Source organism: Rhodococcus sp. SORGH_AS_0301 (assembly GCF_030818285.1).
Classification (GTDB): Bacteria; Actinomycetota; Actinomycetes; order Mycobacteriales; family Mycobacteriaceae; genus Rhodococcoides.
In genome coordinates this window covers 2,157,948-2,180,209 of record NZ_JAUTAC010000002.1, presented here as the reverse complement: position 1 = coordinate 2,180,209, position 22,262 = coordinate 2,157,948, and the positions used below count along the sequence as shown (strand labels likewise).

At 70.1% G+C, this 22,262-nt stretch carries 20 protein-coding genes; 14 read left to right on the top strand and 6 right to left on the bottom strand.

Annotated elements, in window-relative coordinates:
- The first annotated feature begins 73 nt into the window (after positions 1-73).
- Positions 74-805 carry a ferritin-like fold-containing protein gene (locus QE397_RS10815; RefSeq protein WP_051613614.1) on the top strand — a complete coding sequence of 244 codons (732 nt, stop codon included), beginning with the start codon at positions 74-76 and terminating at the stop codon, positions 803-805.
- 109 nt (positions 806-914) lie between these two features.
- Positions 915-1,148 carry a DUF3107 domain-containing protein gene (locus QE397_RS10810; RefSeq protein WP_027506844.1) on the top strand — a complete coding sequence of 78 codons (234 nt, stop codon included), beginning with the start codon at positions 915-917 and terminating at the stop codon, positions 1,146-1,148.
- 83 nt (positions 1,149-1,231) lie between these two features.
- Here the strand turns inward: QE397_RS10810 and QE397_RS10805 are convergent, their stop codons facing one another.
- A complete protein-coding gene (locus QE397_RS10805) occupies positions 1,232-1,882 on the bottom strand; it encodes a TetR/AcrR family transcriptional regulator (protein WP_027506843.1) in 651 nt (216 codons plus the stop codon).
- A 149-nt stretch (positions 1,883-2,031) separates the two neighbouring features.
- Here QE397_RS10805 and QE397_RS10800 point away from each other — a divergent pair, with 149 nt between their 5' ends.
- The 3 genes from QE397_RS10800 to QE397_RS10790 all read left to right on the top strand — a co-directional run bounded on the left by QE397_RS10800 (position 2,032) and on the right by QE397_RS10790 (position 5,180).
- Positions 2,032-3,045 (top strand): DUF3152 domain-containing protein, encoded by a 1,014-nt coding sequence (locus QE397_RS10800; protein ID WP_051613603.1) that lies wholly within the window; start codon positions 2,032-2,034, stop codon positions 3,043-3,045.
- Positions 3,046-3,064: 19 nt separating this feature from the next.
- Complete coding sequence (moeB, locus tag QE397_RS10795) at positions 3,065-4,243, top strand: molybdopterin-synthase adenylyltransferase MoeB (protein ID WP_307093280.1); 1,179 nt, start codon at positions 3,065-3,067, stop codon at positions 4,241-4,243.
- Positions 4,244-4,325: 82 nt separating this feature from the next.
- A complete protein-coding gene (locus QE397_RS10790) occupies positions 4,326-5,180 on the top strand; it encodes a TIGR02569 family protein (RefSeq protein ID WP_027506841.1) in 855 nt (284 codons plus the stop codon).
- Here the strand turns inward: QE397_RS10790 and QE397_RS10785 are convergent.
- Positions 5,177-5,872 (bottom strand): FadR/GntR family transcriptional regulator, encoded by a 696-nt coding sequence (locus QE397_RS10785; RefSeq protein ID WP_222638666.1) that lies wholly within the window; start codon positions 5,870-5,872, stop codon positions 5,177-5,179. The genes QE397_RS10790 and QE397_RS10785 overlap by 4 nt on opposite strands.
- A gap of 87 nt (positions 5,873-5,959) precedes the next feature.
- Between QE397_RS10785 and QE397_RS10780 the strand changes: the two genes are divergently transcribed.
- The 8 genes from QE397_RS10780 to QE397_RS10745 all read left to right on the top strand — a co-directional run bounded on the left by QE397_RS10780 (position 5,960) and on the right by QE397_RS10745 (position 17,623).
- The gene (locus QE397_RS10780) at positions 5,960-7,276 is read left to right on the top strand and encodes an MFS transporter (RefSeq protein ID WP_056447820.1); all 1,317 of its coding nucleotides are present in this window, start codon (positions 5,960-5,962) and stop codon (positions 7,274-7,276) included.
- 134 nt (positions 7,277-7,410) lie between these two features.
- A complete protein-coding gene (locus QE397_RS10775) occupies positions 7,411-8,883 on the top strand; it encodes a nitrate/nitrite transporter (RefSeq protein WP_373425225.1) in 1,473 nt (490 codons plus the stop codon).
- A complete protein-coding gene (locus QE397_RS10770) occupies positions 8,880-11,045 on the top strand; it encodes a molybdopterin oxidoreductase family protein (protein ID WP_307093277.1) in 2,166 nt (721 codons plus the stop codon). The genes QE397_RS10775 and QE397_RS10770 overlap by 4 nt, the downstream gene beginning before the upstream one ends.
- Positions 11,042-12,607, top strand: a complete 1,566-nt coding sequence (locus QE397_RS10765; protein ID WP_307093276.1) for an FAD-dependent oxidoreductase — start codon at positions 11,042-11,044, stop codon at positions 12,605-12,607. The genes QE397_RS10770 and QE397_RS10765 overlap by 4 nt, the downstream gene beginning before the upstream one ends.
- A gap of 47 nt (positions 12,608-12,654) precedes the next feature.
- Positions 12,655-15,168, top strand: a complete 2,514-nt coding sequence (nirB, locus tag QE397_RS10760) for a nitrite reductase large subunit NirB (RefSeq protein ID WP_307093274.1) — start codon at positions 12,655-12,657, stop codon at positions 15,166-15,168.
- 69 nt (positions 15,169-15,237) lie between these two features.
- Positions 15,238-15,693: a nitrite reductase small subunit NirD gene (gene nirD / locus QE397_RS10755; RefSeq protein ID WP_051613601.1), complete on the top strand. Its 456-nt coding sequence runs from the start codon at positions 15,238-15,240 to the stop codon at positions 15,691-15,693.
- Positions 15,693-16,898, top strand: a complete 1,206-nt coding sequence (locus QE397_RS10750; RefSeq protein WP_373425288.1) for a uroporphyrinogen-III synthase — start codon at positions 15,693-15,695, stop codon at positions 16,896-16,898. Before nirD ends, QE397_RS10750 begins: the two co-directional genes overlap by 1 nt.
- The gene (locus QE397_RS10745; protein WP_307093269.1) at positions 16,895-17,623 is read left to right on the top strand and encodes a sirohydrochlorin chelatase; all 729 of its coding nucleotides are present in this window, start codon (positions 16,895-16,897) and stop codon (positions 17,621-17,623) included. The genes QE397_RS10750 and QE397_RS10745 overlap by 4 nt, the downstream gene beginning before the upstream one ends.
- Here the strand turns inward: QE397_RS10745 and QE397_RS10740 are convergent.
- Complete coding sequence (locus QE397_RS10740; RefSeq protein WP_307093267.1) at positions 17,565-19,361, bottom strand: NTP transferase domain-containing protein; 1,797 nt, start codon at positions 19,359-19,361, stop codon at positions 17,565-17,567. The genes QE397_RS10745 and QE397_RS10740 overlap by 59 nt on opposite strands.
- 33 nt (positions 19,362-19,394) lie before the next feature.
- The gene (locus tag QE397_RS10735; protein WP_307093265.1) at positions 19,395-19,529 is read right to left on the bottom strand and encodes a hypothetical protein; all 135 of its coding nucleotides are present in this window, start codon (positions 19,527-19,529) and stop codon (positions 19,395-19,397) included.
- Between the two features lie 75 nt (positions 19,530-19,604).
- Here QE397_RS10735 and QE397_RS10730 point away from each other — a divergent pair, with 75 nt between their 5' ends.
- The gene (locus QE397_RS10730) at positions 19,605-21,086 is read left to right on the top strand and encodes a PLP-dependent aminotransferase family protein (protein WP_056447838.1); all 1,482 of its coding nucleotides are present in this window, start codon (positions 19,605-19,607) and stop codon (positions 21,084-21,086) included.
- A gap of 7 nt (positions 21,087-21,093) precedes the next feature.
- Here the strand turns inward: QE397_RS10730 and QE397_RS10725 are convergent, their stop codons facing one another.
- Both QE397_RS10725 and QE397_RS10720 read right to left on the bottom strand, forming a co-directional pair.
- Positions 21,094-21,396, bottom strand: a complete 303-nt coding sequence (locus tag QE397_RS10725; protein WP_027506835.1) for an MGMT family protein — start codon at positions 21,394-21,396, stop codon at positions 21,094-21,096.
- On the bottom strand, positions 21,393-22,214 hold the full coding sequence (locus tag QE397_RS10720) for an alpha/beta fold hydrolase (protein ID WP_222627086.1): 822 nt from the start codon (positions 22,212-22,214) through the stop codon (positions 21,393-21,395). The genes QE397_RS10725 and QE397_RS10720 overlap by 4 nt, the downstream gene beginning before the upstream one ends.
- Positions 22,215-22,262 lie beyond the last annotated feature (48 nt).

Here is a 22,262-nt window from a genome sequence, read left to right as displayed (position 1 = left end):
CTATTCTACCTGGTCGGCACCCGACTCCGCGGTTCCGCTCACGCGAGCCGTGTCGACGGTAGTCTCGGCAGCCATGCGAACAGATTCGGATCCACAGCACGGCGGGTCCACTCCGAACGTCCCGTCCGGGTCCGACGAGGGCCTTGCGACCGGGGGAACCGTGCCGGGTGATCACCCCGGAATCATCAGTCTCCTGGGCGTTCTCGCGTACGGCGAGATCTCGGCGTTCTACCGGTTGGTCGACGACGCTCGAATGGCCCCGACGCTCGGCGACCGCATCGCCATGGCGAGCATGGCGGCCGCCGAGATGAACCACTTCGAGGTGCTCGAGGCGGCCCTCGCGGAGCGCGGGCGGGACGTCCTGTCGGTCACCGAGCCTTTCGCCGCCGCTCTCGACGCTTACCATGCCTCGACGCTGCCCTCGACGTGGATGGAGGTGCTCGTCAAGACCTACGTCGCCGACGGCCTCGCCGCCGATTTCTACCGCGAGATCGCGCACAGCCTCCCGGACGACATCGCCGCCACCGTGCGCGAGGTGCTCGCCGAGACGGGCCACTCGGAGTTCGTCGTCACCGAGGTGGTGGCGCGTGTCGCGGCGAGTGCCGCGGACAAGGACCGGTTGATGCTCTGGGGACGCCGCCTGCTCGGGGAGGCCATCACCCAGGCGCAGTTCGTCCTGGCGCAGCGCGAGGAGCTGACCGAACTGGTCATGACGGCGTCGGGCGATTTCAACGGCATCGTGGCGCTGTTCGACCGCATGCAGGTCCGGCATTCCGAGCGGATGGCGATTCTCGGCCTCGTCTGACTCGTGTCGGTGTTCGCTGTGGGCGTGTGCGTCACGCACTCACCGGCGGCCGGTGCTGCTCTAACCTGAAGTGGACAGCAGGTTCGCGACAACGTTTCGGAGGTCGGCCGTGGAGGTCAAGATCGGAATTTCGGACAGCCCACGGGAATTGGTCATCAACAGCGCGCAGACGCCCGACGAGGTGGAGACCCTGGTCTCGAAGGCCTTCGGCGGCGAGGGTGTGCTGTCGTTGGTGGACGAGAAGGGCCGCAAGTTCCTGGTGCCCGCGGGCAAGCTCGCGTACGTGGAGATCGGTCCGTCCGACAGTCGTCGGGTCGGTTTCGCGTCGTCCGGCACCGCCTGACCGACGCGCCCACCGCGCACGAGGAACGGCCCCGCACCTGCTGGTGCGGGGCCGTCGTGGTTCGTGGGACCGGGGTGCGTCGCCTACTGGGACTGCAGGGGGACGTGCGAGAGACCACCCCAGGCGAGGGTGACGGTGGTGTCCACCGCTTCCTCCTTGGTGATGGGACGATCCGCCTCGAGCCAGTAGCGGGCGGTGAACTGGCTCGCGCCCACGAGGCCGACGGCGAGGATGCGGGCACGGTGCGGGTCGAGTCCGGAGTCGTGGCTGACGAGGTCGAACACGGCGTCGACGCAGGCCTCGGTGGCCTGATCGACGCGGCTCTGCACCTGAGGATCGCCCATGAGGTCCGACTCGAACACCAGGCGGAATCCCTGGCTGTCGTTGTCGACGAAGTCGTAGAACGCGAGCACGGCGGCCCGGACGCGCTTGTGGTTGTCCGTCGTCGACCGCAGCGCCTGGCGCAGACCCGAGATGAGGCTGTCGACGTAGTTCTGCAGCACCGCGACGTAGAGGTCGAGCTTGCCGGGGAAGTGCTGGTACAGAACAGGTTTGCTGACGCCCGCGCATTCCGCGATCTCGTCCATCCCCGCGGCGTGGTACCCGCGGGCGACGAAGATCTCCCCGGCAGCGGCGAGGAGTTGGGCGCGGCGTGCATCACGGGGCAGTCGAGCACTGCGCCGGCCACTCCCGGTCCCGCCCACGGAGGAGCTTCGGTCGGCGACGTCTGTCATGTGTTTCGTGTGTCCCATCCGCCGCGACACCGGTGGACGAGGATCACTCAGACATCGGAACTACGCGGCATGAAAGTTCTTCCGGATCGTGACGACGATACCCCGGCGCGCCGACCGAAGGCCGCAGACGCGTGTGAGAACCTGGATCGGTGAGTGACCGACGGCAACCGCAGAGAGAGCCTGCGACGCGTGACGACCGTGCGCGACGCTCGCATCAGCCTCTGCGCGCCCAGTGGGATCCCACCGCGGTCGATCCCGGACGCACACGCGCCGCACGGCCGGAGCGCAGCGCCCGGAAGCAGAGCCGGCTGGGGCGGTTCACGTCGACCTACGGTTGGCGCGCCTACGCGATCCCGATCCTCGCGGTCGTGACGGTGCTCGTGGTCGTCGACGCGATACGCGATCCCGGAACCGCGTCCACGACGGACTCGGCACCCGGATTCCCCGCGCTGAGCAACACGACCGACGACACCGGCATCATCGGTGTCCCGCCGCAGGCCGACGGGAACTTCGCCGAGACGGTGTCCAGCGGTCAGCTGCCCGACGGCGGTCAGTTCGCGGTGCAGGGCGCAGGCACGTGGCGCGTGGTGCCGGGAGTCACCGACCAGGTGGGCCAGGGCACCGAACGCACGTTCACCTACACCGTCGAGATCGAGGACGGCGTGGACACGACGGGCTTCGGAGGCGATGAGTCGTTCGGTCGCCTCGTCGACCAGACTCTCGCCAATCCCAAGAGCTGGACGAACGATCAGCGTTTCGCGTTCCGCCGCGTCGACACCGGTGATCCGGACTTCCGGGTCTCGCTGACGTCGCAGATGACCATCCGCGACGCGTGTGGGTACGACATCCAGCTCGAGGTGTCCTGCTACAACCCCGGTATCGGCAGGGTGGTGCTCAACGAGCCGCGCTGGGTGCGCGGCGCCGTGGCGTTCCAGGGCGACATCGGGTCGTATCGGCAGTACCAGATCAACCACGAGGTGGGCCACGCGATCGGGTACCAGGCGCACCAGCCCTGCGAGACCGACGGTGGCCTGGCCCCGATCATGATGCAGCAGACCTTCGGCACGGCGAACGACGACATCGCGGTACTCGATCCTGCGGGCGTGGTGCCGATGGACGGCAAGACCTGTCGCTTCAACCCCTGGCCGTACCCCAGGGCCTGACCGGGGAGGTACGAGGAGCATGACGATCGTCGACCCGGTGGTGGAACCGGGCCCGGAGCTGAGCCGCGAGCAGGTCGCTCGGTACAGCAGACACCTGCTGCTACCCGACGTCGGAGTGCTGGGCCAGCGGCGTCTACGCAACGCGAGAATCCTGGTGATCGGTGCCGGCGGCTTGGGTTCGCCCGTGCTGCTGTATCTTGCCTCGGCGGGCGTGGGCACCCTTGGCATCGTCGAGTTCGACGAGGTGGACGCCTCCAACCTGCAGCGACAGATCATCCACGGCGAGGCCGACATCGGTCGGCCGAAGTCGGTCAGCGCCCGCGAGTCGATCCGGGCTGTGGACTCCACCATCGAGGTCCGGCTGCACCAGGTCCGGCTCGAGCCCCGCAACGCGGTGAACCTCTTCCGCCAGTACGACCTGGTGGTGGACGGCACCGACAACTTCGCGACGCGGTACCTCGTCAACGACGCGGCCGCCGTCGCCGGCATCCCGTACGTGTGGGGATCCATCTATCGCTTCGACGGGCAGGTGTCCGTGTTCTGGGATGCCGCACCCGGCGGTCTCGGCGTCGACTACCGGGACCTCTACCCGGATCCGCCCGCGCCGGGCACTGTGCCGTCGTGTTCGGAGGCCGGCGTGCTGGGCGTGCTCTGCGGGGTCGTGGGCTCGATCATGGCGACCGAGGCCGTCAAGCTGGTGACGGGCATGGGCGACACGCTGCTCGGGCGTCTGCTGGTCTACGACGCGCGCACCATGACCTTCCGCACGGTCACCCTGCGCCGGGACCCCGGTCGCGTGCGGGTGTCCGAGGTGGAGGAGGACTACGAGGTGTCCTGCGGTGTGGCCTCGCCCCTGCCGTCGGTGGACTCGGTGGACGGCGACCTCGATCCGGCGGCCGTGCGCGCGCTGCTGGACGGCGGTGCCCCGGTGGCACTGATCGACGTGCGGGATCCGGTCGAGTGGGACATCGTGCACCTCGACGGCGCAACGCTGATGCCTCTGCCGACGGTGGTGGCCGGTGACGCGGTCGCGTCGCTGCCGACGGACCGGCCGGTGGTGCTCTACTGCAAGACGGGTGTCCGCTCGGCCGAGGCACTCGCGGTCCTGCGGTCCGCCGGCATGGCCGACGTCCACCACCTGCGCGGCGGACTCGAGGCGTGGGCGCGCGACGTCGACCCCACCGTCCCGACGTACTGACACCGGGTTCGGTCACGCGTGCCGGGACACGCGCTCACCGGGGTCTGCGGACTCGCACCGCGGCGGCGGTACGGTGGCCGTCATGACATCGGCGGAACCTCCCCAGCACGTCATCGGCACGTTCGGGCTCCGAGACGTCGCGCCGGTGGCTCTGGGAGCGGACTGGGACGGCGGTTGGCGTCTCGGTGACGTCGTCCTGTCCCCGGTGGCCGATCACGCCCGCGGTGCCTGGTCGGCGAAGGTGCGCGAAACCCTTGCGGTGGAGGGGGTTCGGCTCGCACGGCCGGTGCGGTCGACCGACGGCCGCTACGTCGTGTCCGGATGGCGCGCGGACACGTACATCGAGGGGGTTCCCGAACCCCGCCACGACGAGGTCGTCTCGCTGGCGACCCGGCTGCACGTCGCGACGTCGCAGCTCGAGAAGCCGCGGTTCCTGACCCAGACGCCGGTCGCGCCGTGGAGTGACGTGGACGTGTTCGTCGCCGCTGATCGTGCTGCGTGGGAACAGGTTCCGTTCCGCTCCGCGCGTGCCGGGGGAGCGGTGGAGCCGACGTCGCCGGACGGTGTGCGCAGTGTCGAGGTGATCGGTCAGCTGGCCACCCTGCGTCGGCCGGTGCGCGAGCCCGACCAGTTGGTGCACGGAGATCTGTTCGGCACGGTGCTGTTCGACGGCGTGCAGGCTCCCGGTATCACCGACATCACCCCGTACTGGCGCCCCGCGTCGTGGGCCGCGGCCGTGGTGGTCGTCGACGCGCTCTCCTGGGGCGGCGCGGACGACGGGCTCATCGGCCGCTGGGAGGATCTCCCCGAGTGGCCGCAGATGTTGTTGCGGGCGGTGATGTTCCGCCTCGCGGTGCACGCTCTGCATCCGCGCTCGACCGCCGAGGCGTTTCCCGGTCTGGCCCGTACCGCCGATCTGGTGCGCCTGATCCTCTAGTCGGTCGGCAGTGCGCCGGTGTCCCGATCATCGGCACCGTCCGCGGCGAGCTCGGTGAAGAAGCAGCGTGCGGCGGTGGCCGCCGCGTCGGCGTCCCCGGACACGACCGCTCGGACCAGGGCCGCGTGCTCCTCGTGGAACGCACGGTCGGAATCGGCGTCGTGGTCGAGGATGGTTTCCTCGATACTGGGGAGCAGGAAGTCGTAGACCTCCAGGTAGATGCTGTTGTGGCTGGCCGCGACGATGGCACGGTGCAGGGACACGTCGAGATGCAGGGCCCGGGTGCGGTCGACGTCCCACAGTGCGGTCCGATGCGCCAGGGTGTCCTCGAGCATCCGGACGTCCTCGTCGGTCCGCCGCTCGGCGGCCAGTGTGGCCGCGGTGATGTCGAGCGCCCGCCGCAGCTCCAGGACGTCGCGTCGCCGCGCGGTCGAGAAGTACTTGCCGAGGGCCGACGGCATCTCCGACGACGCGAGCACGTAGGTGCCCGATCCCTGACGCCGCTCGAGCATGCCCGCATGCACCAGCGCCTGGACGGCCTCGCGAACGGTGTTGCGTCCCGTGCCGGTCAGCTCGGTCAACTCCGGTTCTGTGGGTATCCGCGTACCGACGGCCCACGTCCCGGACTCGATCTCGCCTCGTAACTGGTCGGTGACCTGCCCGATGAGGCTCTGTCGGCGTACGGGTTGCACGTCAGTGTCTTTCTCTCGTGTGGTGTCGGTCTCGGCCAGTCTAGTAGTCCTTTGCCAGACAGGTCGGATCATCCTATGATTCGTCCCATGACTGCGACCGCCACCACTGCCGAGCCCGGGTCACGCTCGACACTGCAGGGACGGCTGTTGGTGTTCGCGGCACTCATCCTGTCCGCGTTCACACTTCGGGCAGCGGTCACCTCGGTGTCGCCGCTGTTCCCCCGGATCGGCGACGACCTCGGGTTCGGCGCCGGCGCCATCGGGCTCCTCGGGATGCTCCCGACCGCGATGTTCGCGCTGTTCGGCGTGCTCACCCCGGTCATCGCGACTCGTCTCGGACTCGAGCGGACGGCACTCGCCGCGGCGGCTCTGACCGGTGTCGGCATCTTCGCGCGGGCGTTCGCCCCCGGGCTCGGGTCGCTGGCGCTGCTCTCGGCGGTCGCCCTGGCCGGTATGGGTATCGGCAACGTGGTCATCCCGCCGCTGGTCAAGCGCTACTTCTCCGACCGGCTCGCCATGATGAGCACCGTCTACATCTGCCTCCTGCAGCTGGGCACCATCGTCCCGTCGCTCACGGCGGTCCCCGTCGCCGACGCGGTCGGGTGGCGCTGGTCGCTCGCGATGTGGGGTGTGGCCGCCGTCGCCGCCGTGGTGCCGTGGACCGCCATCGTGCTGACGCGACGCACTCGCCCCGCCGCCCCCGCGGTGCGCGGTGCGGAGGCTCCGGCGCAGGACGCCGCCGTGGAGGCCGAGCTCGACGGGCCGCTCACCGAGCCGTCGGCCCAGCCGGTGGCGCCGCCCGTCCCGGTCTGGCGCACCTCGCTCGGCTGGGGGATGGCCGGCATGTTCGCGATGACGTCCATGGTCACGTACTCGATGCTGACGTGGCTGCCCTCCCTCCTGGTCGAGGCCGGCATCAGCGAGGGTGCCGCCGGTGCCTCGCTCGGGGTGTTCGCCGCGGTCGGTCTCGCAGGTTCCCTGCTCGCGCCGTCCTTCACCAGTCGGATGGTCGACCCCTATCCCATCGTCATCGGCTGCGCGGTCTGCTATCTCGCAGGCTTCGCGGGCCTGCTGTGGGCGCCCGCGACGGGCACGGTGCTGTGGCTGATCCTGGTCGGTGCAGGTCCGACGACGTTCCCGATGTCGCTCACGCTCATCAATCTGCGCACGCGCACGGCCGTCGGCTCGGCATCCCTGTCCGGCTTCACGCAGGGAGTCGGGTACACCATCGCCTGCGCCGGCCCCATTCTCTTCGGTGTGCTGCACGAGAACACCGGGGGCTGGGAGTGGTCGTTCGCGTTCCTCACGTGCGGCATCGCCGTGCTGCTGGTCGCCGCCAAGGCCGCCTGCCGTCCGCGCGTCCTCGAGGACGGGCCCGTCCGCCAGGCTCAGTCGCGACCCTGACCCTCACGAAGCAGACCCTCACCAACCCGGAAACACGGACGTGAGGTCAAGTTCACGCACGGGTCACAGCGTGCAGCGCCCCCGCAACATGGTTTTCCTATCTTTGGGCTTCCCCAGAGATCAGGAGGCCACTCGTGACCAGCTTGTCGGATACCGGCGCTGCCACGGCGCCCACCGGTGCCCCCGGTGCAGTCGCTCGTAAGCACCACATCACGAACTGGGACGCGGAGGACGTCGAGGCCTGGGAGGCCGGCGGCAAGCACATCGCCCGCCGCAACCTGATCTGGTCCGTCGTCGCGGAGCACGTCGGCTTCTCCATCTGGTCCATCTGGTCCGTGATGGTGCTCTTCATGCCGATGGCGCAGTACGGCATCGACCCGGCCGGGAAGTTCTTCCTGGTGGCCGTGCCGACATTGGTCGGCGCCATCCTGCGAATCCCGTACACGTTCGCCACCGCGAAGTTCGGCGGCCGCAACTGGACGATCTTCAGCGCCCTCGTGCTGCTGATCCCGACCGTGCTGACGCTGTACTTCATGATGAATCCCGCCTCGTACACGACGTATCTCGTCGTGGCCGCGTTCGCGGGACTGGGCGGCGGCAACTTCGCCTCCTCGATGACCAACATCAACGCCTTCTATCCCCAGCGTGAGAAGGGGTGGGCTCTCGGACTGAATGCAGGCGGCGGCAACATCGGTGTCCCCGTCATCCAACTCATCGGGCTCCTCGTCATCGCGACGGTGGGCAACACCGCACCCGAGATCGTGTGCGCCGTCTACCTCGTCCTGATCGCGGTCGCCGCCGTGGGCGCGGCCCTGTACATGGACAACCTGGACAACCAGAAGACCAACGGCCGCTCCATGATCGACGTGCTGCGCTTCTCCGACTCGTGGTGGATCGCGTTCCTCTACATCGGTACGTTCGGGTCGTTCATCGGTTACAGCTTCGCGTTCGGGCAGATCCTGCAGATCAACTTCCTCGCCGGTCTGGCCGACGGGGGTGCGGTCACCCCGGCCATGCAGGCACAGGCCTCCCTGCACGCCGCTCAGATCGCGTTCATCGGCCCGCTCCTCGGTTCCCTGTCCCGACCGATCGGCGGCAAGTTCGCCGACCGCGTCGGCGGCGGCCGCATCACGATGTACACCTTCGTCGCGATGATCTTCTCCGCCGGCATCCTGGTCGCGACGTCGATGACGGACGACGCCACGGCAGGAGCGGCGACCGGATCGATGATGGTGTTCTACGTCGTCGGCTTCATCCTGCTGTTCGTGCTCTCGGGGCTCGGTAACGGCTCCGTCTACAAGATGATTCCGGCGATCTTCGCGTCGAAGTCGACGTTGCTGGTGGGGATGTCGGCCACCGAGCAGGCCGCGTGGTCCCGCCGGATGTCCGGTGCGCTCATCGGTATCGCCGGTGCGATCGGCGCGCTCGGTGGAGTGGGCATCAACCTGGTCCTGCGCGCGTCGTACTCGGGCGCGGAGAAGTCGGCGACGTCCGCCTTCTGGGTCTTCCTCGTCTTCTACGTCCTCTGCGCCGCGGCCACGTGGGCCGTGTACCTCCGCCGATCCGGCGCGCGTACCGCGAACGAGCAGGACGTGGTCACCGTATGACCGTCGCTGCATCCGTGCCGGAGACCCTTCGGCCACCGGCCACCCGAGCAGGAACGGCGACGCACTGCCCGTACTGCGGGCTGCAGTGCGCGATGACCGTCACCGGCACGGATGCAGCGAGCGCCGGGATCGAGGCCCGCCAGTTCCCGACCAACAAGGGTGGTCTCTGCCAGAAGGGGTGGACCGCCGCCGAGGTGCTGCGAGTGCCCGGCAGGCTCACCGCACCACTGGTGCGTGTCGACGGGGAACTCGTCCCGACGACCTGGGACGCCGCACTCGACGCGGTGGCCACGACGCTTCGACGCGTCCGGGCCGAGCACGGCGCCGACGCGGTCGGGATCTTCGGGGCGGGCGGGCTGACCAACGAGAAGTCCTACATGCTCGGCAAGTTCGCCCGTGTCGCGCTGGGCACGTCGAACATCGACTACAACGGGCGGTTCTGCATGTCGTCGGCCGCGGCCGCCGGCAACAAGTCGTTCGGAATCGACCGAGGACTGCCGTTCCCGTTGGCGGACATCGGTTCCGCGCGGGCCGTGCTGGTGCTGGGCGGCAACGTCGCGGAGACGATGCCCCCCTTCGTGCAGCATCTCCGGACCGCCGCCGACGCGGGCGGGCTCATCGTCGCCGACCCACGGCGCACCGCGACGGTGGACCGGGCGCTGTCCGCCGGCGGAGTGCACCTGCAACTGTCGCCGGGCACCGACCTGGCACTCGCGCTGGGCCTGGTGCATCTGGCGGTGGTCGAGGGGTACGCCGATCGCGACTACATCGACTCACGCACCGAGGGTTTCGACGAGTTCTGGACGGCGGCGGCGCAGTGGTGGCCGGAGCGGACCGAGCGCGTCACCGGCGTTCCCGTCGCTCGCCTGCGGGAGACGGTGCGGTTGCTGGCGCAGTCACGGGACGCGGGTACGGGCGCCTACGTGCTCACCGCCCGTGGCGCCGAACAGCACGCGTCCGGAACCGACACGGTCTCGGCCGTCATCGGACTCTCTCTCGTGCTGGGGCTGTGCGGACGACACGGAACCGGATACGGCTGCATCACCGGCCAGGGCAACGGACAGGGCGGACGCGAGCACGGGCAGAAGGCGGACCAGCTTCCCGGATACCGCAAGATCACCGATCCCGCAGCGCGTGAACACATCTCCGCCCTCTGGGGTATCGAGGAGTCCGCACTCCCGGGTGCGGGACTGAGCGCCTATGAACTGCTCGACGCCCTCGGCACCCCCGGTGGTCCCCGCGCGCTCATGGTGCACGGCTCGAACATCGCCGTCTCGGCCCCGCGGGCCGGTCACGTCGTCGATCGGCTCGCCTCACTCGAGATGCTCGTCGTCACCGATTTCGTGCTCTCCGAGACTGCCGCGATGGCCGACGTGGTGCTGCCGACGCTGCAGTGGGCCGAGGAGGAGGGCACCATGACCTCTCTCGAGGGCCGCATCCTGCGCCGGCGCAGGGCCGTGGACGCTCCCGAGGGCGCGCGCGGGGAGCTCGACATCCTCGCCGATCTCGCCGTTCGCCTGGGCCAGCCCGCCGACCGCTTCCCCCGCGACGCACGGACGGTGTTCGAGGAGTTGCGCCGAGCGTCCCGCGGTGGCATCGCCGACTACTCGGGCGTGACCTACGAGCGTCTCGACGCCGGGGAGGCGCTGTACTGGCCGGTACCGTCGGAGACGCACGGCGGCACACCGAGACTGTTCCTCGATCGTTTCGAGACACCCACCGGGCGAGCGCGTTTCGTCACGGTCGACCAGGTCGGGCCCGCAGAACCCACCGACGCCGACTTTCCTCTCCTCGCGACGACGGGGCGGGTGCTCACGCACTACCAGTCCGGTGCGCAGACCCGGCGCGTGCCGTCCCTGTCGGAGGCGGCAGGCCCGATGTTCGTCCAGGTCCACCCGGACACCGCCGGTCGCGCGGGGCTCGAGGACGGCGACGACGCGGACGTCGTCTCGCGCCGCGGAACGGTCGTCGCCCGCGTGCGGTGCGACGCGTCGATGCGGCTCGACACGGTGTTCCTGCCGTTCCACTTCGCCGATGCGGCGCGCGCCAACCTCGTGACCAACCCGGCACTCGATCCCACCAGCCGGATGCCCGAGTTCAAGGTCTGCGCGGTGCGCATCGCCGCGCACCTGGTCGGCGCGACGGACGGGGAGACGGCATGAGTGCACCTCATCGCGTCGTCGTGGTCGGGAACGGCCTCGCCGGTGCCCGGTTGCAGGAGGAGATCCACCGACGCGACTCGGATGCGGCCCGCGTCCAGGTGGTCGTCTACGGCGACGAGAATCACGCCGCGTACAACCGCATCCTGCTCTCCAACGTGGTCGCCGGGCACCTGACCCCGAGGGACACTCGAATCAAGCCCGAGAACTGGTGCGAGCGCAACGGTCTGGAGACGCACATCGGGGTCGCGGTCACGTCGATCGATCGCGAGCGCCGCACGATCACGCGCTCGGACGGGTCCACGGACACCTACGACACGCTCGTCCTCGCCACCGGCTCGCGGTCCTTCCTGCCGCCCGCGCCCGGCATGACCGACGCGGACGGTCACCCCGCGGACGGTGTGGTGGCGTTCCGCACTCTCGCCGACTGCGACGCCATCACCGCAGCAACGGGACCCGGTTCCCGCGTCGTCGTGATCGGCGCCGGGCTTCTCGGCATCGAAGCCGCACGCGGCGCCCTCATGCGCGGATCGGACGTCACCATCGTCCACCCCCGCGCGTATCCGATGGAGAAGCAGATGGACGCCGGTGGTGGCGCCGTGCTGACCCGAGTGTTGCGAGAGCTGGGGATGGACGTGGCGCTGGGCGCTCGGGCCGAGGCTCTGCGTACCTCGCCCGACGGCACGCGCGAACTCGTGTTGTCCGACGGCAGCGCGTTGCCCGCCGACCTGGTCGTCGTCGCGGCCGGGATCCGTCCGAACATCGACCTCGCCGTCGCGGCCGGGCTCGACGTCGACCGCGCTGTCGTCGTCGACGACGACCTGCGCACCTCCGACCCGCACATCCGCGCGATCGGCGAGTGCGCCCAGCACCGCGGTGAGGTCTACGGCCTGGTCCAGCCCGCCTGGGAGATGGCCGGGGTGGTCGCGGACCAGCTGTGCGGCAGCGCGTCCCGCGCCGAGTACCACGGCACCGCGCAGATCACCCGCCTCAAGGCGCACGACGTCGACCTCGCCTCGATGGGCGAGATCGACGTCGACCCGAACGACACCGAGTCCGAGGTCCTGGTCATGAGCGACCCCACCCGCGGCCGGTACGCGAAGGTCGTCGTCCGCAAGGACCGCCTGGTCGGCGCGGTGATGCTCGGCAACCCGGAAGTCGTCGGAACGCTCAGCCAGTACTTCGACGGCGGATCGCTCGTCCCCGTCGACCGTATGACCCTGCTGCTCGGGCACCTCGTCGGTGGACCCACCGAGAGCGCCAACCCGTCGACCATGCCCGACGCAGCCGTGATCTGCCGCTGTAACACCGTCACCAAGAAGCACTTGGTCAGCGCGTGGCGCGGCGGTGCCCACACCCCCGAGGCCATGGCCGAGAAGACCCGCGCCACCACCGGTTGCGGTAGCTGCGTGGGCGTCGTCGACGGCCTCTGCGACTGGCTGCACCGAGCGGATCCCGTCCCCGACAACGGCCGGCCTCCGGCCTTCCCGGTCACAGACGACCGGCCTCCGGCCTTCCCGGTCACCGACAACGACCGGCCTCCGGCCTTCCCGGTCACCGCATGACCGACCCGAGTCACACCACCCGTTCACCGTTTCCCGAGGAGATTGTCATGACCGACCAGACCGCTCACCGCACAGTCGTGGTGGTGGGACACGGAATGGTGGGCCACCGGTTCGTCGAGGCGCTGCGCGCACGCGACACGGCCGGCGAGTGGTCCGTCACCGTCCTCTGCGAGGAGGCCCTCCCCGCCTACGACCGCGTCGGGCTCTCGTCCTACGTCGGCGCCTGGGACCACAAGGAACTCGCGTTGGCGGGCAACGACTATGTCGGGGACACCGCGGTGACCCTGCGTACCGGCGTGCGGGCCGAGTCGATCGACCGCGACGCTCGGGTGGTCACCACCTCGGACGGTGCGGTGGTGCCGTACGACGCGCTGGTCATGGCCACGGGGTCCTACCCGTTCGTCCCGCCCATCGCGGGGCACGACCTCGATCGCTGCTTCGTCTATCGCACGATCGACGACCTGGATCGTATCCGCACCTGCGCCGACGCGGCCGGCCCCGGCGCAGTGGGAGTGGTCGTCGGCGGCGGCCTGCTCGGTCTCGAGGCCGCGAACGCCCTGAAGCAGATGGGCATGACGCCGCACGTGGTGGAATTCGCGCCGCGACTGATGCCGCTGCAGGTCGACGAGGGCGGCGGTGCGGTCCTGGCGAAGCTCGTCACCGAGCTCGGTGTCACCGTCCACGCCGGTGTCGGCACCTCGGCCATCGCCGAGAACGATCACGGCATCGACGTCACTCTGGCGGACGGCAGCGTCATCGATGCCGCCCTTCTGGTGTTCTCGGCGGGTGTCCGCCCGCAGGACGCTCTCGCCCGCACCAGCGGCCTCCCGGTCGGCGAGCGTGGTGGCATACTCACCGACATCGGTTGCCGTACCGAGGATCCCGCGATCTACGCCATCGGCGAGTGTGCGGCCATCGAGGGCCGGTGCTACGGCCTCGTCGCTCCGGGGTACTCCAGCGCGGAGGTCGTCGCCGATCGGCTCGTCGGCGGTACCGCCGAGTTCCCGGGCGCGGACCTCTCGACCAAGCTCAAACTGCTCGGTGTCGACGTCGCCAGTTTCGGGGACGCGATGGGCACCACCGAGGGCGCACTCGAGGTGGTGCTCAACGATGCCGCGAAGGGCACCTACGCCAAGCTCGTGCTGTCGGACGACGCGAGGACTCTGCTCGGCGGCATCCTGGTGGGGGACGCGTCGGCGTACGCGACGCTGCGCCCGCTCGTCGGCCGCGAACTCCCGGGCGATCCGGCTGCACTGATCTCGCCGAGCGGCGAGAAGCTCGGCGCCGGAGCGCTTCCCGACGATGCCGAGGTGTGCTCGTGCAACGGTGTGGACAAGGGGACCATCTGCTCGGCCATCGCTGCGGGCGCCTGCGACATCGCCTCGGTCAAGTCCTGCACCGACGCCGGCACCACGTGCGGTGGCTGTCTCCCCACGATCAAGCAGTTGCTCGCCGCGTCGGGCGTCGTCATGTCGAAGGCCCTGTGCGAGCACTTCTCCCAGTCGAGGCGCGAGTTGTTCGAGATCGTCGCCGGCGCGGGCATCCGCACGTTCTCCGGTCTCGTCGCCGCTCACGGCCGCGGCGCCGGCTGCGACATCTGCAAGCCGGTCGTGGCCTCGATCCTGGCGTCCACGTCCTCGGAACACATCCTCGACGGTGAGCAGGCTGCCCTGCAGGACACCAACGATCACTTCCTCGCCAACATCCAGAAGAACGGCACCTACTCCGTCGTGCCGCGGATGCCGGGTGGAGAGTGCACTCCCGAACAATTGATCGTCATCGGTGAGGTGGCACGCGACTTCGGTCTGTACACCAAGGTGACGGGTGGTCAGCGCATCGACATGTTCGGCGCGCGCGTCGAGCAGCTCCCCGCCATCTGGAAGCGATTGGTCGACGCCGGCATGGAGTCGGGTCAGGCCTACGGGAAGTCGTTGCGCACCGTGAAGAGTTGCGTCGGGTCCACGTGGTGCCGCTACGGCGTGCAGGACTCCGTGGGCATGGCCGTCGACCTCGAGAAGCGCTACCGGGGTCTGCGGTCCCCGCACAAGATCAAGTTCGGTGTGTCCGGCTGCGCCCGCGAATGCGCCGAGGCGCGCGGCAAGGACGTCGGCATCATCGCCACCGAGAGTGGCTGGAACTTGTACGTCGGCGGTAACGGCGGGCAGTCGCCCAAGCATGCGCAACTCCTCGCGTCGGGGCTGGACGACACCACCCTCGTCCGGTACATCGACCGGTACCTCATGTTCTACGTGCGCACGGCGGACCGCCTGCAGCGCACGGCGCCGTGGGTCGAGAGTCTCGAGGGCGGACTCGACCACCTGCGCGCCGTCGTGTGCGAGGACAGCCTGGGTATCGCCGCGGACCTCGAGGCCGCGATGGCGTCGCACGTCGAGGGCTACAGGGACGAGTGGCGGGGTGTGTTGGAGGACGAGACCAAGCTCGCGCGCTTCGTCTCGTTCGTCAACGCCACGGAGGAGTCCGACCCCACCGTCTCGTTCGACGAGTCCGGTGCCCGCAAGGTTCCGGTCCTGATGGGGATGCCGTCCGTTCCGGTCGGGTGAGTGGCGGTCATGTCGCCGTAACGGCCGAGTAACACCAGCCCCGTAGAACTGTCCCCAGGGAGGACCACCATGACTGTCATCGACTCAGCACCTCGCCATTCCACGACCGTGACCAGCGGCGACACCGACGAGTGGATCACCGCGCTCGCACTCTCGGAACTCACCCCGGGTCGGGGAGTCGCCGTGTTGCTGCCTTCCGGGGCGCAGGTGGCGTTGTTCCGCACCGGCGACGAGGAGCTGTTCGCCGTGAGCAACATCGACCCCTTCGGACGGGCCGCCGTGATGTCGCGCGGACTGGTCGGGGACCGCGGCGGCGAGCCGACCGTCGCGTCGCCGTTGCTCAAGCAGGTATTCTCGCTGGTGGACGGCCGTTGCCTCGACGACCCGGACACGACCTTGGCGGTACACGAGGTCACCGTGATCGACGGCGTCGTCGCAGTGTCCGCCCAGCCCTCGGGCGCATCGACCCAGACCTCGGGCACATCCGTCCGGCCGAGAAGTGGAACGGAGACGACATCCCCGTGATCGATCAGCCGACCTCGTCCGACGCTCCCCTCGCGGGGTTCACCGTGGGCGTCACCGCGGCTCGACGCGCCGACGAACTGGCCTCGCTGCTGGTACGGCGCGGAGCGAACGTGGTGCAAGCCCCGGCGATCAGGATCATTCCGCTGTCGGACGATGCGGAGCTCGGTCGTCGTACCCGCGAGATCATCGAGTTTCCGCCGGCTGTCACCGTGGCCACCACGGGCATCGGTTTCCGTGGCTGGATGGAGGCCGCCGACGGGTGGGGCGACGCCGAGGAGCTCACTCGGGCCCTCGAGGGCACCCGCATCCTCGCCCGTGGGCCGAAGGCCAAGGGGGCCATCCGTGCAGCAGGTCTGCGCGAGGAGTGGTCACCGGAGTCCGAGTCGTCCGCGGAGGTGCTGGAACATCTGTTGGCGGAGGGCGTGGACGGCGTCCGCGTCGCGGTGCAACTGCACGGCGCCACCACCGAGTGGGAGCCCGTTCCGGACTTCTGCGAGGTGCTGCGGCAGGCCGGCGCGACGGTCATCCCGGTTCCGGTCTACCGCTGGGTGCAACCCGACGACTCGGCACCGATGGACCGCATGATCGAAGCCGTACTGTGTGGTGACCTCGATGCGGTGACCTTCACCAGTGCCCCCGCCGTGGCCTCGATGTTGATGCGCGCCAAGGAGAACGGTGTGCTGGAACCGATGCTGCAGTCGTTCCGCGACCGGGTGCTCGCCGTGTGCGTCGGGCCCGTGACCTCCGCTCCGCTCGACGTACTGGGTGTTCCCACGACGGCGCCCGCGCGGGCGCGTGTAGGAGCTCTCGTGCGCCACGTCGCCGACGAACTTCCGCGTCGAGCGGGCATCGTCCGGGCCGGCGGTCACGAGTTGCGCGTTCTCGGCGCGTGCGTCGTCGTCGACGGCACACCCAAGGCTCTGTCACCCGCGGGCATGGCCGTGCTGAAGACTCTCGCTCGCCGTCCCGGACAGGTGGTCTCCCGTGAGGACCTGCTCGCCGCTCTGCCGGGCGGGGGCGGCGACACCCATGCCGTCGAGACGGCCATGGCGCGAGTGCGGTCCGCGCTCGGCGCACCCAGAGCGATCCAGACCGTCGTCAAGCGGGGATACCGCCTCGCCGTCGACGACAGCGCGGACGACCTGATCGACGCCGTGTCGAGTGTTCCGGGCGGCGGCCTCGGCCGGACGGGGGAGGCGTCGTGAGCGATCCTCGACTCGTCCTCGTCGCACACGGCACGCGCAACCCCGCGGGCGTCGAGGTGATCGCCGCGCTGGCCGACGCCGTGGCTTCGCACGTGGGCCCGGTGCGGGTCGCCTTCGTCGACGTGCTCGGACCCACTCCGTCGGAGGTTCTGCGCGATGTCGACGGTCCCGTCGTGGTCGTGCCCGCCTTCCTGGCCTCGGGCTATCACGTGCACGCGGACGTGCCCCGCGAGATCGCCGAGAGCGGTCACGACGACGTCCACGTCACCCGCGCACTGGGCCCGGATCTCGATCTCGCGCGGGTACTGCGTGACAGGCTCGAGCAGATCGGATGGACGACCGGCGATCGCATCGTCCTCGCCGCGGCGGGCTCCTCCGACGTGCGGGCCCTCGACGACGTGCACACCGCGGCGGATCAGCTCGCCGCCGTCACCGGATCGGCGGTCACCGTCGCCTACGTCGCCACGGGCGAGCCGCGCGCGGCGGACCTGGTCCCCACTCTGAAGGCCACCGGGGAGAAGGTCTTCGTCGCCTCGTACCTGTTGGCGCCCGGCCTCTTTCACACGAGGTTGCAGTCCGCTGGAGCGGACGGTGTCACCGAACCGCTGGGGCTGCACGGGGGAGTGGTGCAGCTGCTCGTCGATCGCTACCGCGAGGGTGTCGACGTCATCTCTGCGGCAGCGGCACGATCTCGACGGGAGCGCCCGGACTCCGGCCCGCAGTGACGACGGCGATGCCGTCACGGCCCACCAGCGCCGCGAGATGTGCTGTACGCACGGAGCTCTCGCACCGCCAGGTACCCGCGCCGAGGTAGGACGCGGGCAGGGCTCGAGTGACGTCACCGGCATCGACCTCGGTGGCCAGTGTCCCGGTCAGCGGTATCGGGACGGACCGTCCGGTCAAGGCCGCGGCGATGGCGGGGCCGAGCAGCATCACCGTGGTGACGGCGGCATACGGATTGCCGGGGACACCCAGGACCACACGATGATCGGGCAGCTTCGAGACGGAGGCGGAACCGCCGGGGCGACAGGCGAGTCCGTCGACGACACGGTGTGCTCCGGCGCGTCGAAGTGCGTCGTCCAGTCGATCCGCGGCGCCGCCGCCGGTCGCGCCGATGATGACGACGACGTCCGGCGGTGCGGAGTCCGCACCGCCGTGGATCGCCGCGTCGAAGGCATCGTCGGTGTCGGCGCAGTGCGCGACGTCGGCGAGTGCGAACCCGCACGACCGTAGGTACGTCGGCATGACCGGCCCGATGGTGTCGCGGATGCGCCCGGCCACCGGCGCGGTGTCGTCGCCGATCTCGTCGCCCGTGAGGACGAGTCGGACGGTCGGGGCGGGGCGCGTCGACGCCCGGATCACGCCGGCAGAGAGCGCGGCCGACACGACGGCGGGGGAGATGACGGTGCCCGCCGGCGCGAGTTCGCTTCCGCCGTCCCAGTCCTCGGCGACACTGCGGGCGTCGTCGCGCACGGGTGCGCCGTCCGACCGGTGGAGCAGACCGTCGTCGTCGAGAACGACGAACTCGTCGCGTACCACGCCCGCCTCCGCCGGAACCGCTGCGCCGGTGGCGATGCGCACCGCGTGGCCGGTGTCGAGGACGACGTCGTCGGTGGCGCCGGCGACCACCACGGCGTCGTCGACGTGCCAGGGTCCGTCGCCGCGCACGGCGTAGCCGTCCATCGCGGACGTGACGAAGCTCGGAAACGGGCGCGCGGCGATCAGCGGCTCCGCGAGCGTGCCGCCGAGGCTGTCGGCCAGGGACGCGGTACGAGGTGTGATCGCGGTGAGTCTGCTCCCCACGAGGACGCGCGCCACCTCGACGGAGGGGCGTCTCGACGCGGTGCGGACGGCCGCGAGTTCGGTGGGCGTGTCCACGTCGTCGATGCCGGTGAGCGCCACGGTGCCCACGACGTCCGGCAGGGCGTCGCGGATGGACGGGCCGCGCTCGGCGTCCGCCGGACAGCGTGCGAGCGCGGCGGTGACGCCTCGAACGAGGGCGTCGCGACGCCAGGCGCCCACGAGGTACTGGGTGCGACCGGTCGAGTCGGTTCCGAACACTGCTTCGACTGTCGTGTCTCGCAGCAGTTCTCGCACGAGCAGTCGGAGTGCAGGCTCGGTGATGTACGGCAGGTCGGCGGACAGGGTCAACACGACGTCGTTCTCCCGCGGACCGTCACCGTCGTCGACGGTGACGGCCAGCCCGGCCGCCAACGCACGTACCGGGCCTCCGAACGGCGGGTCCTCGCGGGTGCGGCGGACACGCCTCGGTCCCGGCGGGTCGGCAGTCACGTCGTCCGGTCCGACGAGGACGGTGACGGTGCAGAACGACGTCGCTCCCAGCACCCGATCGACGAGGGTGACTCCGTCCACGAGCGCGGCAGGCTTGGTGGTTCCCTGCATCCGTGAGCTGCGTCCGCCGGCGAGTATCAGCGCGTCCGTGCGCGCTGTGCGTCCCGACATGTGATCCACAGTAGTGGAGGCGACGCGGCAGCCTCACCGACCGGTGGTGGACACGGGCCGACTGCGCGGTGGGCCCTCGGGAGAGTGGCGACCGCCGCCCGCGACGGCGACGGCGCCGAACCCGATGCTGAGAGTGGACAGGGCCAGAAGTGTTCCGATGACGATCATGGACAGAGTCTCGACCGGCGAGAGGCCTGATGGAGCAGTCCACTGGACTCGAGTGGACTGTGGCATAGTGGCGGCATGGCATCCACTCCCGCACGGCTGCGCGACGGGTTGTCGGCGCGCGCACTCGCCGCCGCGATCGACATGACCGCCGTCGCGCGGGACAGTCGGTCCCTGTACCTCGGACTCGCGCAGGAACTGCACCGTCTCGTCGAGGAAGGCGCGGTGGCCGCCGATGCCCGCCTGCCCGCGGAGCGCGTCCTCGCGTCGGTGCTGGGGGTCAGCCGTGTGACGGTCGCGTCGGCCTATCGCGAACTCCGTGAGCACGGCATCGCGGTGTCGGTGCACGGGGCGGGCACCTTCGTCGTTCCGCGCGGGGACAGTCAGCCGTGGGGCGGCATCCTGCGCGGCACCCAACCGGGCGTGCTCGAATTCGTCAACGCCGCGCCGCCGGCCTCGGCCCTGCTGGGACCCGCTTACGACGCTGCTGCCCGCGCGCTGAGCACGACGGGCCTGCACGTCGGCTACGTGCCCACCGGTGTGGGCCGACTGCGCGAGGCGATCGCCCGGTACTACTCCGCTCGCGGGCTCCCCACCAGCGCCGACCAGATTCTCGTGACCGCGGGCGCCAGCGATGCGTTGCACGCCGTGATCGACACCTTCGTCGAACAGGGCAATCGTGTGCTGACCGAACACCCGACCTACCCGGGCGCCATCGACATGGTGCGAGCCGTGGGTGGCAAGTGTGTTCCGGTGGCCATCGATCCGGATGATCCCGACACGTTCGTGGAGAACATGGACAGGGCTGCGCGGCAACATGATCCGGTACTGGCCTACCTGATGCCCGACCACTCCAACCCGTCCGGAGCGGTGTTGCCCGAGACGTCCCGGCGTCGGCTCGCGGCCACGCTGCATCGGCACGCCGTGGTGACCGTGGTGGACGAGGCGTCGGCCGACCTCCGTCTCGACGGCGACGCCGACGTCGAGCCGTTCGGCGCACCGGTCCCGGACCGCGCCTGCATCACGGTCGGATCGTTGAGCAAGACCGTCTGGGGCGGGCTGCGGGTGGGGTGGGTGCGCGCGGACCCGGTGCACCTGGCGCGCGTGGCCACGACCTACGCGAGGCGGCAGCTCTCGGTGTCGATGATGGATCAGTACACGGCCGTGGAACTGTTCGGCGAGTACGACGCGGTGGTGACGCACCGCGCCGATCAGCTGCGGGCGGGTCGCGACGCGGCGATGGCGGCCGTGACGCGGTCGCTGCCGGGCTGGACCTTCCACCGGCCGCGCGGCGGACTGTCGCTGTGGTGCACATTGCCACCGGGTGTCCGGTCGACGGACCTGGTGGAATCGGCCCGCGGGCGCGGACTGCTGCTCGCCCCCGGGTCACGCTTCGGGACGGGATACGCCTTCGACGAGTGCCAACGCATCCCGTTCTCCCGCAGCCCCGAGGAGATCGAGGACGCGGTCGCCGTCCTGGCGGAACTGGTGGGAGCGGGAGTCGATGCCGGGCCCCGCGAGAGCGTTCCGTCGCACGCCGTCCCCGAAGCGATGGTCTGATACTCGATCAGGGCTCGTGGCGGTACCGGACCGAGGCCAGAGCGATGCGGCCGTCGACGGACGACACCCCCTCCTCGGCCAGCGCCGCGAGCTGACGTGTCACGAGGTGGGGAGCCGGGCGGCCGTCGGCACGGATGACCCGGTGCCACGGCAGATCGGAGGAGTCCGTCCGCATGATCCACGCGACGATGCGTGGGCTGGGCAGTCCGACGACCCGGGCGATGTCGCCGTACGTGGTGACACTGCCCGGGGGGACTGCGGCCACGACGGCGCGCACGGCCTCGACCTGTTCGTCGGTGATGCGGCTCACGACGTCGTCACGCGTCGGATCATCTCGTCGACCAGAGCTGCCGATTCGGGACCCTTCGCCTGCGGCACCATGTGGTCGCAGTCCAGGTCGACGATCCGCACGTCCGGCGACGAGCGGACGAGTGCGTCCCGGAACTCCGGTGTGAGGTACGGCGGGTCCACCCGCGCGGCGCGCACGACGGTGACCGGAATGTCACTGGGCGGCAGCACGAACGGGCGCGCGAGCTCGCCCCACGACGCGACGACGGCGGCCGTCGACGTCCGCCATCGCACTCGCCCGTCGTCGGTGTCCACCAGGTGTTCGGCGATCTCCTCGTCGACGAGAGCCGGGTGGACGTCGGACCACGCGCCGTGGAGCTTCTCCGAGCGTGCCTCCGCGGCATCGGTGTAGTCGTCGTACAGCACCGTCGACTGCGCCGTCTCCAGCATCGAGTCCGGCGACAGGCCGATGGCGGGATCGAGCAGCACCAGTCCCGCGACGAGCGACGGGAACGACCGCGCGAGATGGATCGCGAGCGCGCCCCCGTAGGAGTGGCCGACCACGACGACGGGCCCGGCCGAGTGGGCCCGTAGGACGTCGGCCAGCCGATCGACCTGGCGCTCGATCGACCACGGCGGAGTCCACGGTGCCCTGCCGTGACCCACCAGGTCCGGAGCGACGACGCGGGCCTCGGGCAGGTGCTCGCTCCACCGATGCCAGCGCCTGCCGTGGCCGGTCATGCCGTGGATCGCCAGGACCACCGGTCCGGACGCCGGGCCGTACACGGCGACGTCGTCGGCATCCGTCGTGGGGGCGGGGGATTCGGAGGTCGTCGGCATGGGGTCTCCTGAGCGGTCGAGTGTCGACGCGGTGGCGGAACCGAGTCG

What these genes read in the sequence shown, in the direction of transcription:
- QE397_RS10815 (WP_051613614.1), top strand. Translation starts at nt 74, where the DNA reads ATGCGAACAGATTCGGATCCACAGCACGGCGGGTCCACTCCGAACGTC.
- QE397_RS10780 (WP_056447820.1), top strand. Translation starts at nt 5,960, where the DNA reads ATGACTGCGACCGCCACCACTGCCGAGCCCGGGTCACGCTCGACACTG.
- QE397_RS10790 (WP_027506841.1), top strand. Translation starts at nt 4,326, where the DNA reads ATGACATCGGCGGAACCTCCCCAGCACGTCATCGGCACGTTCGGGCTC.
- QE397_RS10735 (WP_307093265.1), bottom strand. Translation starts at nt 19,529, where the DNA reads ATGATCGTCATCGGAACACTTCTGGCCCTGTCCACTCTCAGCATCGGG.
- QE397_RS10805 (WP_027506843.1), bottom strand. Translation starts at nt 1,882, where the DNA reads ATGACAGACGTCGCCGACCGAAGCTCCTCCGTGGGCGGGACCGGGAGT.
- QE397_RS10720 (WP_222627086.1), bottom strand. Translation starts at nt 22,214, where the DNA reads ATGCCGACGACCTCCGAATCCCCCGCCCCCACGACGGATGCCGACGAC.
- QE397_RS10765 (WP_307093276.1), top strand. Translation starts at nt 11,042, where the DNA reads ATGAGTGCACCTCATCGCGTCGTCGTGGTCGGGAACGGCCTCGCCGGT.
- QE397_RS10730 (WP_056447838.1), top strand. Translation starts at nt 19,605, where the DNA reads ATGGCATCCACTCCCGCACGGCTGCGCGACGGGTTGTCGGCGCGCGCA.
- moeB (WP_307093280.1), top strand. Translation starts at nt 3,065, where the DNA reads ATGACGATCGTCGACCCGGTGGTGGAACCGGGCCCGGAGCTGAGCCGC.
- nirB (WP_307093274.1), top strand. Translation starts at nt 12,655, where the DNA reads ATGACCGACCAGACCGCTCACCGCACAGTCGTGGTGGTGGGACACGGA.
- nirD (WP_051613601.1), top strand. Translation starts at nt 15,238, where the DNA reads ATGACTGTCATCGACTCAGCACCTCGCCATTCCACGACCGTGACCAGC.
- QE397_RS10770 (WP_307093277.1), top strand. Translation starts at nt 8,880, where the DNA reads ATGACCGTCGCTGCATCCGTGCCGGAGACCCTTCGGCCACCGGCCACC.
- QE397_RS10740 (WP_307093267.1), bottom strand. Translation starts at nt 19,361, where the DNA reads ATGTCGGGACGCACAGCGCGCACGGACGCGCTGATACTCGCCGGCGGA.